The 12,901-nt window shown below is 60.3% G+C and carries 14 protein-coding genes; 11 read left to right on the forward strand and 3 right to left on the reverse strand.

The genetic code is table 11. The features are described 5' to 3' along the window. The first annotated feature begins 369 nt into the window (after window positions 1–369). Window positions 370–1,731 (forward strand): esterase-like activity of phytase family protein, encoded by a 1,362-nt coding sequence (locus QDT79_RS08965; RefSeq protein WP_308316413.1) that lies wholly within the window; start codon window positions 370–372, stop codon window positions 1,729–1,731. Between the two features lie 200 nt (window positions 1,732–1,931). Here the strand turns inward: QDT79_RS08965 and QDT79_RS08970 are convergent, their stop codons facing one another. Beyond that, a complete protein-coding gene (locus tag QDT79_RS08970) occupies window positions 1,932–3,107 on the reverse strand; it encodes a low temperature requirement protein A (protein WP_063990887.1) in 1,176 nt (391 codons plus the stop codon). A gap of 309 nt (window positions 3,108–3,416) precedes the next feature. Here QDT79_RS08970 and QDT79_RS08975 point away from each other — a divergent pair, with 309 nt between their 5' ends. Then, window positions 3,417–3,701 (forward strand): YdgH/BhsA/McbA-like domain containing protein, encoded by a 285-nt coding sequence (locus QDT79_RS08975; protein WP_063990888.1) that lies wholly within the window; start codon window positions 3,417–3,419, stop codon window positions 3,699–3,701. 241 nt (window positions 3,702–3,942) lie between these two features. Next, window positions 3,943–4,500 (forward strand): class I SAM-dependent methyltransferase, encoded by a 558-nt coding sequence (locus QDT79_RS08980; protein WP_033642027.1) that lies wholly within the window; start codon window positions 3,943–3,945, stop codon window positions 4,498–4,500. Here the strand turns inward: QDT79_RS08980 and QDT79_RS08985 are convergent, their stop codons facing one another. Then, on the reverse strand, window positions 4,501–4,962 hold the full coding sequence (locus QDT79_RS08985) for a GNAT family N-acetyltransferase (protein WP_063990889.1): 462 nt from the start codon (window positions 4,960–4,962) through the stop codon (window positions 4,501–4,503). It abuts the gene before it with no gap. A gap of 219 nt (window positions 4,963–5,181) precedes the next feature. Here QDT79_RS08985 and QDT79_RS08990 point away from each other — a divergent pair, with 219 nt between their 5' ends. The 4 genes from QDT79_RS08990 to aroL all read left to right on the forward strand — a co-directional run bounded on the left by QDT79_RS08990 (window position 5,182) and on the right by aroL (window position 9,619). Further along, entirely contained in the window at window positions 5,182–6,297 is a 1,116-nt protein-coding gene (locus tag QDT79_RS08990; protein ID WP_107227164.1) for an ABC transporter substrate-binding protein, read from the forward strand. Next, the gene (locus tag QDT79_RS08995) at window positions 6,290–8,413 is read left to right on the forward strand and encodes a TonB-dependent siderophore receptor (RefSeq protein WP_308316414.1); all 2,124 of its coding nucleotides are present in this window, start codon (window positions 6,290–6,292) and stop codon (window positions 8,411–8,413) included. Before QDT79_RS08990 ends, QDT79_RS08995 begins: the two co-directional genes overlap by 8 nt. Window positions 8,414–8,466: 53 nt before the next feature. After that, on the forward strand, window positions 8,467–8,985 hold the full coding sequence (locus tag QDT79_RS09000; protein ID WP_308316415.1) for a GNAT family N-acetyltransferase: 519 nt from the start codon (window positions 8,467–8,469) through the stop codon (window positions 8,983–8,985). A gap of 109 nt (window positions 8,986–9,094) precedes the next feature. Continuing rightward, window positions 9,095–9,619, forward strand: coding sequence for a shikimate kinase AroL (aroL, locus tag QDT79_RS09005; RefSeq protein WP_033637260.1), 525 nt, complete (start codon window positions 9,095–9,097; stop codon window positions 9,617–9,619). 36 nt (window positions 9,620–9,655) lie between these two features. On the opposite strand, the gene QDT79_RS09010 is transcribed toward aroL, so the two are convergent. Further along, a complete protein-coding gene (locus QDT79_RS09010; protein ID WP_063990893.1) occupies window positions 9,656–10,399 on the reverse strand; it encodes a helix-turn-helix domain-containing protein in 744 nt (247 codons plus the stop codon). A gap of 96 nt (window positions 10,400–10,495) precedes the next feature. On the opposite strand from QDT79_RS09010, the gene QDT79_RS09015 reads away from it, so the two are divergent. The 4 genes from QDT79_RS09015 to QDT79_RS09030 all read left to right on the forward strand — a co-directional run bounded on the left by QDT79_RS09015 (window position 10,496) and on the right by QDT79_RS09030 (window position 12,824). Next, window positions 10,496–10,900 (forward strand): nuclear transport factor 2 family protein, encoded by a 405-nt coding sequence (locus tag QDT79_RS09015; RefSeq protein WP_063990894.1) that lies wholly within the window; start codon window positions 10,496–10,498, stop codon window positions 10,898–10,900. 47 nt (window positions 10,901–10,947) lie between these two features. Further along, window positions 10,948–11,148 carry a YaiA family protein gene (locus QDT79_RS09020; RefSeq protein ID WP_004940491.1) on the forward strand — a complete coding sequence of 67 codons (201 nt, stop codon included), beginning with the start codon at window positions 10,948–10,950 and terminating at the stop codon, window positions 11,146–11,148. A 145-nt stretch (window positions 11,149–11,293) separates the two neighbouring features. Beyond that, window positions 11,294–11,794 carry an RNA polymerase sigma factor gene (locus QDT79_RS09025; protein ID WP_063990895.1) on the forward strand — a complete coding sequence of 167 codons (501 nt, stop codon included), beginning with the start codon at window positions 11,294–11,296 and terminating at the stop codon, window positions 11,792–11,794. Between the two features lie 76 nt (window positions 11,795–11,870). Further along, on the forward strand, window positions 11,871–12,824 hold the full coding sequence (locus tag QDT79_RS09030) for a FecR family protein (protein WP_107227169.1): 954 nt from the start codon (window positions 11,871–11,873) through the stop codon (window positions 12,822–12,824). The last annotated feature ends 77 nt before the right edge of the window (window positions 12,825–12,901 follow it).

Here is a 12,901-nt window from a genome sequence, read left to right on the forward strand (position 1 = left end):
TTTTTCAGTTCATGCAGATATTCTATAGAATTTTCTTAATGCACCTTGAATAACGGCGGTATTAAATCCCCGGTATTTTATTTTGTCTATGAGAAAAACACCGTTTTTTGCCGTGCCGGCGCGTGTTTGCCGTTTTTTTTATCTTTGCCATAAGAATTTACCCTAAGCGTAATGATGGGCTATTTTCGGGCGATTTTTTCCAGCGGTTTTCTCCATTCAATACGCTCAGGTTAATTGCTAATTTCTATTTGCCAGCCAACCTTATTACCGATTGTGCATTTGACGAATGGCCTGTTGTCATCTAAGTGTCATGCTAAATTAATATCTTCTTCTGCCTGATAACGCTTCATTCAACCTCGGGTAAAAACCATGAAAATAAAATCGCTCTCCCTGCTGTTGGCTTCACTGTTTCCTGTATTGGCTCACGCTGCCGACATTGAGGTGGCGCGTTATGTGGTCGGCTTCCCCGGTGGGGAACGCGTCGCCTATCAGGGGGCGTTCGCCAAGAATTTCCCGCAGGGACTGCCGGTGGGGATCGGCTCAGGGCTGACGTTCAATCGCAAGCAGGGCGACGATCTGGTGCTGACGACGTTGACCGATCGCGGCCCGAATGCCGATGCCCCTGCGGTGGGCAAGCAAGAAGCCAAGATTTTCGCCAATCCGCAATTCGTGCCCCTGTTGATGGACATTCGTATTGGCGGCGGCAAGGCCGTGGCCGAGAATGCGCGGCCCTTGCATGACGAAAAAGGGCCGATCAGCGGGCTGCCGCTGCCAGGCGAGCTGATTGGTTCCACGAATGAAGTGGCGTTGAATGATGCGTTGCAACCACTGTCCGGCGATCGCCGCGGGTTGGATACCGAAGGCATCATCGGTGACGGCAACGGCGGCTATTGGCTGTGTGACGAGTACGGCCCGTTTCTGATCCAGGTCGACGGTAAAGGTAAAATTCTCGCCAAATACGGCCCAACGCCGCAGGCCGGCGAGCAGGCGGTGGCGAGCGGTTTGCCGAACATCCTGAAGTGGCGCCAGCCCAACCGCGGTTTTGAGGGGCTGACCCGAATGCCGGATGGGCGCATTCTGGCGGCGGTGCAGAGCACGCTGGATGTCGATGGCAAAAGCAAAAACAAGGCGCAGTTTACCCGGCTGGTGAGCTTCGATCCGCGCAGTGGCAAAACCGCCATGTACGGCTATCCCATCGATATCGATAGCTATAAAAAAGCCAAAGACGCCAAGATTGGCGATGTCGTGGCGTTGGACAATCAGCGCATCCTGTTGATTGAGCAAGGAACCGGTAAAGACAAGACGATGATCAACAAGATCTATCTGGTGGATCTCGCGCAGGCCAGCGATCTGAGCGCGTTTGACGGCCAGGGGAAAGCGCTGGAGTTCGACGATGCGAAAGATCTCGCCAAACGCGGCGTGAAGCTGGCGCAGAAACGGGAAGTGGCGGACCTGCGCCAGTTGGGCTGGCGCCAGGAGAAAGCGGAAGGATTGGCGCTGATCGACGATCGCACGCTGGCGGTGATCAACGACAACGATTTCGGCTTGCAGGCGAAGCTGGTGGATGCGTCGCCAAAGAGCAAGAAAATCGGTGACTATCAGCTGGAGAAAGAAGGGCGGTTGAGCCTCGACGGCGACAAGACCGACGCCCGCATCGAATTGCGCCCGCTGGAGCAGCCGGAATCGCTGAGCGAGCTCTGGGTGCTCACCTTGCCGCAGCCTTTGAAGTGACAAACAGCGGGGGCGATAGCGCCCCCGTCAGGCCGTTGACAAAGGAGGAAAAAACGTGGTTTTTCCTCCTTTGTGGCCATTAGCCGAAAATCAATAAATTGATTTTCCTTGTTTTTTTATCCGCTGCTCTCTGCAAACCCGGCAATGGCATGAGGTTTGTCATCAATCTCACAGCGGGGGCGGTGACGCCCCCGTTTGCTTCAGGCTTCCGCGTGCCGCTGCGGCGCTCTGCCGCGCGAGATGCTCTCCCACACCGCCACCACCACCATGATCAGCGTCGTCAGGCCATTGACCATCAGCAGATCGGTTAAATAGGCGATGGGGGCCAATGCCGCCAGCGCCAGCAGCCCCACCAGGTGCGACAGCGGGAAGCGATGATACACCAGCCGTTTATACAGCGCGTTGGCGAACAGGTAGAGCGCCGGACCGAGCAGCAGCACCACCGCCGTGGCGTGTTGGATGCGGCCGTCGGGATGGGCGATCACCAGCTCGTTGGCCACGGCGCAGACGATGATGGCGCCCACCAGCGCGACGTGGACGTAATGGAAATAAGCGCCCAGCTGGCCGGGGTTTTCCGCCTGGCTGATGGCGTGGCTGCCGGCTTTGCTGCTGGTGTCGAAGTAAACCCACCACATCGCCAGGCTGCCGAGAAAGGCCACCAACGAGGCGATGAGCACCGGCAGGCTCCAGCTTTCTATCTCACTCAGGGTGGCGCCGGTGATCAGAATGGTTTCCCCCAGCGCCACGATCACGAACAGCTGGCAGCGCTCCGCCAGATGGTGACCCTCGATGGTCCATTCGCTGCTGCTGTCCGAGCGCCCCAGCACCGGCAGCCGGAAGCCGAACATCGGCGAGACGTATTCGCACAAGACGGCGATCGCCCACAGCGCCAGGCGGGCGTTGCCTTCCGCCAGCCCACCGGCGATCCAGAAGACGGCGGAGATGCACAGCCAGCCGAGAATGCGGCGAAAGTTTTGTTTTAACGGATGACCGGGTGCCAGCAGGCGCAGCACCGTGACGGAGCGCCCGACCTGAATGGCGACATAGAACAGCGCGAAGATCAGGCCGCGCTCGCCAAATGCCTGCGGCAGTGCGGCGGCGGCGAACAGCCCCAGCAGCATGATAGCGAACAGCAGTAGGCGGATCTGACGGGTATCCGGATTGAACCAGTTGGTGACCCAGGCGGTGTATTGCCAGGCCAGCCAGACGGCGAACCACAGCAGCAGGGTTTCCAGCGCGCCGGTCAGCGTCAGGTGATGCAACAGATAGTGGGAAAGTTGGGTTACGGCGAAAACGTAGATCAGATCGAACAGCAGCTCGGAAAATGAGACCGAAGCGCCCTGACCGTCACGCACGCGCAGCAGGTTTTGCGACATAAGCGTTCTTCCTTAAAAGGGTAAGCCACAAAATCAGCGTAGCTCAGCGCGCCTCGGCGGGTAAAAAATCTTAAATAGCGGCGGCGCGCGTTCTTTCTTTCGCCCCGTCTTTAATTGTTCATCAAATAGCGGTAAGGTGAGCTTTATAAAGTCATTCCTGCCTGAAAATACACACTCGCTCTCACATCCTCCTTATTCTCCTCACAATGATTGATGTTCTTTACGTTGCATGACGTCCGTTTTCATTGGCTAGCGGATAATTAACATCACTGACAACGAGCTAATAAACAAGAACACCTGGAGTCAATCATGAAACTTATCCCAAGCATCGCAGCCGTATTGATCGCCGCCGCTTCCTTCTCCACTTTCGCCGCGCCGCTGTCGTCGGTGAAACAGGTCAACAGTGAACAGGCCGCCAATCTGCAAAGCCTCGGCGTGGTGTCGGTTTCCGGCATTAGCGGCTCACCGCATGATGCCGTCACTGCCCTGAAAGAAAAAGCCGCGGCGGATGGCGCCAGCCATTACCGCATTATCGGTCTGGACACCCCCGGGGACTCCAGCAACTGGCGCGGCAATGCGGAAATTTATCGCTAAGCGTTCGCTTTTTTACGCTCTGGCCGCGGCAACGCGGCCAATAAAATAAACGGTCGCAATAATTATCTGAACAGGCGGTGCATCAACGGCTTATTCTCAGGTCATTATTACGGCCGTTTTTCTTTGCCTGCCGCTGATGAGGTTGCATTTTATTACAACTGTGTCCGCCGCTTTCGGAATCATGTTAATGATTACTTAAGATATTCGGCTCACATTGAGGGCTTAACCCAAGGAGGCCTCAATGTTAAATGCGACCCGACTGCAACTGATGAATCACTTCGCTTACCTGCAGCAATTTATGGCTTCACCGCGTACCGTCGGTACGCTGGCGCCTTCTTCCCCGTGGCTGTGCCAGGCGATGCTGAACCAGGTTGAATGGACTCGGGCGCTGTCGATCGCGGAACTGGGGGCGGCGGACGGTGTACTGACCAAACGCATTTTGGGGCGGATGCGCGCCGATGCGGCGCTGGAGGCTTTCGAGATCCAACCCCATTTCGTGCATCGGCTGCGCGGGATAGACGATCGGCGGCTGCAGGTGATGGGCCATTCGGCGACCCGGATGGCCACGGATTACGACGTGGTGTTTTCCTGCCTGCCGCTGCTGTCGATCCCAGTCAGGATCAGCGTGCGCATTCTTCAGCAGGCCCGGCAGCGGCTGCTGGCGCGCAACGGCACGCTGGTGTTGTTTCAATACAGCCACCTGTCGGAAAAATTGCTGTCCCGCTATTTTCACTGGAAGCGCCTGCGGGTGGTACGCAACTTCCCGCCGGCGCTGGTGTATGTCTGTACGCCGCGCTAACTACAGCGTTTTCGCCATCACCACCACGTCTTCGTCATGCTGCCGCCGGCGTTCCAGAGGCTGCCAACCCCAGCCGGCGTACAGCGCTTCAGATTTGTCGGTGATGAGATGCAAAACCGAGTGATGGCGCTGTCGCGCCGCTTCGACGATCGCCATCTCCAGGCGGTGGGCAATGCCTTTGCGGCGGTGATCGGGATGCACAAAAACGCCGGCCAGCCACGGAGTGAGATCCTGGCGTTGATGGTCGTCGCTGGGCCACAGGCTGGCCATGCCCACCGGACGATCGCCGTCGATCATCATCAGCGTCAGGTGATCGTCGCTTGGCCGGCTGCATTGGGCGAAGCGCAGCTGGGTGCGCTCCAGCGAACCGCCGCGCTGTGAGCCCCATTGGCCGAAGGCCCAGGCGGCGCACACATCGGCAAACTGCGGGCACTCCGACAGCGGAATGATGCGTTGAGTCATGGAGGTCTCCCGGTTTTTTTGCTGTTTTCCCCTCCTATTTAACCGATTTTTCCGCCATTTTTTTAACTTTTTAAAGCCGCTATTTCAGCGGTTTCACGGTGTTTCACCGCGTGTCCGGCGCCGTTTCCCGGATTTCTTTTGGCAATCGCGGCGTGGGATTGCAAGTGTTAATGAGAGTGATTATCATGCGCACACTATTTCCCCCGTTTCGGCTCAATCATGCGCAATTCCCTCATTTTACTGCTGCTTTCCCTGTGGTTCGGCCTGTTCTCCGCCCAGGCGAAGACGGTGACCGATATCACCGGCCGCCAGGTCGTGGTGCCGGATAACCCGCAGCGCATCGTGGTGGGAGAGAGCCGTATGCTGTATACGCTGGCGCTGCTGGAGCCGGGCAATCCGGCGCAGCGTATCGTCGGCTGGCCGGCGGATCTGGCGCGTTTCGATGCGCAAAGCTGGCAACTTTATACGCAGAAGTTCCCGCAGATCGCCGCGATCCCCATTATCAGCGGCAATAATTTCCGCCAGGTCAACATCGAAAGCCTGCTGCAGCTGAAGCCGGATCTGGTGATCCTGGCGCGCTACGCGCGTGAAGACGGCGACAACGATCTGCTGGTTTCCGCGCTGAACAAGGCCGGCGTGGCGGTGATCTACGTCGATCTGCGTATCGATCTGCTGAACAACACCGTGCCGAGCGTGCGGCTGCTGGGTGAAGTGCTCAATCGCCAGCCGCGCGCCGAGCAGTTCATCGCGTTTTATCAGCAGCATATGGCGGTGGTTCAGCAACGGCTGGCGGGCTATCAGGGGGCGAAGCCCAAAGTGATGCTGCACCTGCATCTGGGGCGGCGCGATACCTGTTGCACCACCGCCGCACACGGCAACCTTGGCGATCTGCTGACCTTCGCCGGCGGTGACAACATCGCCAACGCCAGCGTGAAAGGGGTGTATGGCGAACTGAACCCGGAAACCATTCTCAGCGCCAATCCTGACGTGTACCTTGCCACCGGCATGGCCGGCCCACAGGGCAAACGGCTGTCCGATCTGCGCCTCGGGCCGCAGGTCAGCCAGCATGACGCTGCCGACAGCTTCCGGCGGCTGATCGCCACACAGCCGATGCTGGCCAGCCTGCAGGCGGTGAAAAACCATCGCGCCTGGAGCGTCTGGCACAATTTTTACCTCAGCCCGTACCACGTGGTGCTGGTCGAGATGTTCGCCAAAGCGTTTTACCCGGATCTGTTCGCCGACATTAACCCGCAGCAGACCTTCCAACAGCTTTATCAGCAGTTTTTGCCGTTACCTTTTTCAGGGACCTATTGGAGTCAGTTAGATAATGAATAACAACAAGCGTGGCTGGTGGTGCGCATTGCCTTTGGCGGCTTGCGCGACATCACCGACGTGGGCGGCGGAAAAAGCCGCATCGAAAGAAGAAAGCCTGGTGGTGATTGGCCGCAAAGACGCCGACGGCGTGCAGAGCTATCAGCCGTTGACCAGCGTCACCGGCACCCGCAGCGAAACCAACCTGCTGAACGTACCGCAGGCGATCGACGTGGTGCCGCAACAGGTGATTGCCGATCAGGCGGTCAGCAGCCTGGACGAAGCACTGTACAACGTCAGCGGTATTACCCAGGCCAACACGCTGGGCGGCACCCAGGACGCGGTCATGAAACGCGGCTTCGGCGACAACCGCGACGGCTCCATTCTGCGCGACGGCGTGCGCTCGGTGCAGGCGCGCAACTTTACGCCGACCACCGAGCGGGTGGAAGTGCTCAAGGGGCCGGCCTCGATGCTGTACGGCATGGGTGAGCCGGGCGGGATGATCAACATGATCACCAAAAAGCCCCAGCTGCAGCAACATACCCATGTGGAAGGCTGGGGCAGCAGCTTCAACGGCGGCGGCGGCCAGCTCGACGTTACCGGGCCGCTCGGCACGTCGGGGTTTGCCTATCGGATGATCGTCGATCACGATGAAACCGATTACTGGCGCAACTTTGGCCGCAACCGCCAGACGGTGATCGCGCCCTCGTTGATGTGGTACGGCGAGAACACTACCGTGCGGTTGGCCTACGAACATATGGAATATCTGGTGCCGTTCGATCGCGGCACCATTATCGATTCGCGCACCGGCAAACCGGTGAATACGCCGCGCGATCGCCGTTTCGACGAAGCCTATAACGCCACCCGTGGCGATCAGGACAGCATTACCCTGCAGATCGATCAAACGCTCAATGAGCGCTGGAAAAGCTCGCTGACCTACGCCTACAGCCGCAACAGCTACAGCGACAACCAGGCGCGCGCCACGGCGTTGAACCCGGAGACCGGCGTGTTGAGCCGCCAGGCCGACTCGACCGCCAACGCCGTCAGCCACGCCAACGCGGTGCAGCTGACGCTCAATGGCGACGTGGACTGGGGCAGCATCAACCACCAGATGCTGTTCGGCTTCGATTTTGAAGATAACCGTACCTTCCGCGGCGACATGATCCGCGGCAAAAAGAACAGCGATTTCAATATCTACCATCCGGTATACGGCCTGATGCCGCCGTCGACGGCGGTCAGCGCCAAAGACAGCGACCAGCGGGAAAACCTCACCAGCTACGGTTGGTTTATGCAGGACTCCATCCAACTGACCGATAAATGGCTGGTGATGGGCGGGCTGCGTTACGACGCTTTCGACGTCTATGCCGGCAAGGGGCGGCCGTTCCAGACCAATACCGACAGCTCGGACAGCAAGCTGGTACCGCGCGCCGGGGTGGTCTATAAGCTGACGCCTTACGTGTCGCTGTACAGCAGCTATACCGAGTCGTTCAAGCCGAACTCTTCCATCGCCACCCAAATTGATTCGCTGCCGCCGGAGCAGGGCAAGTCGTGGGAAGTCGGCGGCAAGCTGGCGTTGCCAAACGGCGTTACCGGCACGCTGGCGCTGTTCGACATCACCAAGCGCAACGTGATGGTCAATGAGCTGGTGGAAGGTGAAACCGTGACGCGCACCGCCGGGCGCGTGCGTTCGCAGGGCGTGGAGCTGGACGTGGCCGGCAATCTCACCGATTCGCTGAGCCTGATCGGTTCCTATGCGTATACCGACGCGCGGGTGGTGGACGATCCGGACAACAAGGGTAAAGAGATGACCAACGTGGCTCGCCATACCGCTTCGCTGTTTCTGACCCAGAATCTGGGCAGCCTGGGCCTGTACAGCGGCGATGAAGTGCGCATCGGCGCCGGCGCGCGCTATGTGGGCCGCCGCCCGGGTGACGCCGCCAACAGCTTCTACCTGGATAATTACACCGTTGCCGATGCGTTCGCCGCTTACACTATGCCGATCAACGGCTATCGGGTGAAATGGCAGCTGAACGTGAAGAACCTGTTCGATAAAACCTACTACCCGTCCAGCGGGGGCAACTTGCGCGTGGCGGTGGGGGAACCGCGTGAGGTGGTGTTGCGCGGCAGTATCGATTTTTAAGCCGCGGGCGGTGAAATTTGCTTAAATAACCGCCCTAACGTTAAGGAGAACCCATGAGCCTGCAGATTCGTTTGGCGCAGCAGCGGGATATTGTGCATTTGATGTCGGTTGAACGTTCGGCGGCGCAGCTGTTTCGCCAGCAGCCGGAATGGCGCTTTATCGCCGAAGGCGAGGTGATGGCCCCGCAGCAGCATGCCACGTTTATCGCCGAGCGCCGTGAATGGCTGGCGGAAAGCGACAACGGCGAGTGCGCCGGTTTTATCGCCGTGCAGGATCAGGGGGAAGATTGGCACATCGCCGAATTGTCGGTCGCCGGCACCTGGCAGCGGCAGGGCGTCGGCCGTCGCCTGATCGGCGCGGTGGCGGAAGAGGCCAAACGGCAGGGCGCCTGTCGCCTGACGCTCACCACCTTCATTGAGGTGCCGTGGAATGCGCCTTACTACCGGCGGCTGGGATTCCGGCCGCTCGACGACGCGCGGCTCACGGCTGCCCTGCGGCGGCACCTGGATGAGGATCTGGCGCACGGCTTTGCCGTCGGCAGTCGCTGTGCCATGGAATTTACACTATCGTAAATATTGAAATACAGAGCGGGCAGGGTATGATGCAGCCACCACGCCATCGCACCCGCTCGGTATTTTGGTATGCAATGCACTCAAGTCACCGCATAAGGGACAACCCGTAATGACACAAACCCTGTTCATGATAGGCGCTCGCGGAGCCGGCAAGACCACGGTAGGCAGCGCATTGGCGTTGGCGTTGGGCTATCAGTTCGTCGATACCGATCTGTTTATGCAGCAGGCGGCGCAGATGAGCGTGGCGGAAATGGTCGAGCGCGAGGGCTGGCTGGGGTTCCGCCGGCGCGAGACCATCGCGTTGCAAACCGTGACCAAACCGTCAACTATAGTTGCCACCGGCGGCGGGGCGATCCTGGCGGAGGAGAACCGTCAGTTTATGCGTCAGCACGGCACCGTTATCTACCTGCGCGCGCCGGCCAGCGTGTTGGCGCAGCGGTTGGAAGAGTACCCGGAAGATGCGCAGCGCCCGACGCTCACCGGCAGGCCGATCGCCGAGGAGATGCTCGAGGTGCTGGCGGCGCGCGAAGCGCTGTATCAGGACGCCGCGCATTACGTGATAGACGGCGCCGCCGATCCGCAGCGGGTGGTGGAACAAATCCTCGCGGTGTTGCCGCGTGAGACGGTGAAGTAACCCTTTCTTCTCTTCGGGCGCTGGGCGCCCGTTTTCTTATTCCGTTTGCCGAGCCGGCGCAAAGTATGCCCCGGGCGTGACGCCGAAGCGGCGGCGAAAGGCGGCGATGTAGGCGCTGACGTTGTCATAGCCACAGGCGTCGGCCACCTCGCCGACCGCTTCGCCGCGTGATAATCCCTCCAGTGAACGCAATACCCGCGCCTGCTGGCGCCACAGCGCGAAGCTGATGCCGGTTTCCTGCAGAAAACGGCGGCTCAGGGTGCGCGTGCTGAGCCCGGCCCAGGCGGCCCAGTCGCGCTGGCTGCGCAGGCTGGCGGGATCGTTCAGCAGCGCCCGGGCGATGTTCAGCAACCGGGCGTCCTGCGGCAGCGGCAATTGCAAAGGGGCGCGGCTTGCCGCGTGCATTTCGTCCAGCAGCACCTGCAGCAGCCGCCGTTGCGGCGCATTCAGCGGGCCGGCGGGGAACTGCGCGATGCGCTCCACCAGGGCCTGCAACAGCGCAGAGGCCGTGAACAGCTGCGGCAGCGGCGGCATCTCCGGCACGCTTTCCACCGGCAGATACAGACTCCAGCCCGCCACGTCGCCGCAGGCCAGCGCCTGATGGGCGCATCCCGGCGGCAGCCAGCCCAGCGTACCGCCGGTGATTGCCCATTGCCGGCCCGGGAGTTCCATTGCCAGCATGCCGCGCGTCAAGAGATAGATCTGGCCGCCTTCGTGCCGGTGCCAGGGCGTTAGGTGTTTTTTTTCATGCTGAAGGCGTTGGCTGCGGATCTGCGTCATATTGGCCGTTTAACGTGATTAAAAGTCTTAATGTGGTTATTATGCCACCGCCGGACCGGGATAGGATCGCCGTTCACCCTATTTCGGAGAAACGTGATGACTCAACTTACCCCACTGGATCTGGTACTCGATACGCTGCAGCAGGTCGTCGCCAGCCCGGAACATCGGCCGACGCAGCTCGCCGCCCGTTTCAGTGCAGGCTACCGCCAGCAGGTGGATGGTAAGGTGCTGAACTTCGAGCAGTTTGAGCAACACATGGCGCTGCTGAAGCGGCAAACTCGCCGCATGACGCTGAGCGTGATCGCGGCGGCGGAGCAGGGCGAGGCGGTGCTGACCCACCATTTGGTCGAGCTGGAAAAGCGCGACGGCTCCTGCAGCCGCGTGCGGGTGCTGGCGCACTTCACCGTGCGTGAAGGCCGCATTTGCGCCTGCGACGAACTGACCGAGCTGTTGGCGGGCGCCCCCGGCGATCGCGATCTTGGCTCGCGCGTGTCGGAATGAGGGCGGCTGCTATACTTGCTACTGTGTGAAACACACGGGAGAACGGCATGCGCGAAAATGATCAACCTGCTTATCCACGGAGCGCCCGCGTCGTAGAGGTGTTTCGGGGCGACCCGAACCTGCATCTGCGCCGTTTTGAAGTGCGCACCGACGACATTGAGCCGAATACGCTGCTCAGTGAACATGAAACCGAGCAGGAAGCGCTCGACGCCAAGCACCGCTATGAGGACGAGGCGCTAGAGCTCTGACCTGCTGCCCAGCGGAAACCGGCGCCAGGCCGGTTTCCTGTTTATCCCCCGCCTTAGCACATATTTCCCAGAACAATATTGATAATGATAATCATTTATGTGATTTTTATCGCCCCTATTGGGTGTTTCACTTCTGGGAAAAGAGATGTCCAATTCCGAGTTGCAGGCGCTGTTTCTGCGCCATATGCGGCCGCTGCAAGCCTATTTGAACGCCAAACTGCGCGACCCTCAGCTGGCCGCGGATTTGGCGCAGGAAAGTTTTACCCGTCTTACCGAGCAGTATCCGCAGGGTAACATTCTCGATATCGAGGCCTACCTGTATAAAACCGCCAAAAATCTGATGCTCGACCATGTGCGCCAGCAGCAGCGGCGGCAGACCGAAGCGGTCGAAGACGACATTCTGGCGCAGTATCCCTCCGGTGAACCGGCGCTTGAACAACTGGCGATCGACAGCCAATTGCTGCAGCTGTTGCAGCAGGCGCTGGCGGACATGCCGCCGCGCACGCAGCAGATTTTCCGCCTTAACCGGCTCGATGGCCTGACCCAGGCGCAGGTGGCGGCGCAGCTGGGCGTGTCGCTCAGCACGGTAGAAAAACACCTGGCCAGCGCGCTCGAGCGGCTGATGGCACGGATGGAAGAACAATAATGGCAATTTTTTTACGGGTTTATCCGCGCTCAGACGTCTTAACCTATAACCAGAAAAAACAGAGGTCTATGCCATTATGAAACCGCTAACCGCACAGGCGCGACAGCAGGCGGCCGCCTGGGCCGTGAGCCTGGCCGAAGGGGCGTTGCCGGCCGATCGGCGGCGAGCGTTGGACGCCTGGCTGGCCGCCGATCCGCAGCATCCGGCGGCGCTGCGTCAGGCTCGCCTGCTGTGGACGACGCTGGGGCAACTGCCGCCAGAGCAGCGGCGGGCGTTACAACCACAGGTGGCGGCGCTGAAAACGTCATCCCATCGCAGGTGGCCCCGCTGGGCGGTGGCGGCGGCGGTGGCGATCGCCGTTTCCTTCGGCGTTTATCGCGGGCCGGATCTGTGGATTGGCCTGCAGGCGGATTATCAAACCGTTCGCGGCGAAGTGCGCGAAGTCGCGCTGCCGGACGGCAGCCGGGTGGCGCTGGACAGCGGCAGCGCGATCGCGCTGGCGTATTCCGCAGGCGAACGCAAGGTGCGGCTGCTGAGCGGCGGCGCCTATTTTATCGTCGCGCCGTTGGGCGGGGCGGAAAGCCGCCCGTTCAGGGTGGAGGCGGAAAACGGCGTCACCCAGGCGTTGGGCACTGAGTTCAGCGTGGCGCGCACCGAACGGGGCGTCGACGTCAGCGTACATCAGCACAGCGTGCGGGTAACGCTTGATCGCGGTGAGCGCTCGCTGGTGGTCGCGCAACGCCAGGCGGCGCATTACCGCAATGGGCAGCTGCAGCTGACGCGGCAAACGGCCGGTGATGACGCCTGGCGACGCGGCTGGCTGGTGATCGACCGCCAACCGCTGACGCAGGCGCTCGCGCAGCTCAACCGCTATCGCGAGACCCGCATCGTGGCGGTCAATCCCGCGCTAAGAGCGCGCACGGTGAGCGGCGTGTTCGCGCTCAATAAACTCGATGACGGCGTCGGCGCCATTCGTCAGGAACTCTCCGCCCGCCAGCTGAATCTCCCCGGCATCACGCTGCTTTACTGAGCGGCAAAGGCGGGCCGGGATGCCCGTTTCGCCGCTATTTTCACTTTCTGTAAAAAATCTTTACGGGTTTTTGCCTC

Source organism: Serratia marcescens, assembly GCF_029846115.1.
GTDB lineage: Bacteria > Pseudomonadota > Gammaproteobacteria > Enterobacterales > Enterobacteriaceae > Serratia > Serratia marcescens_L.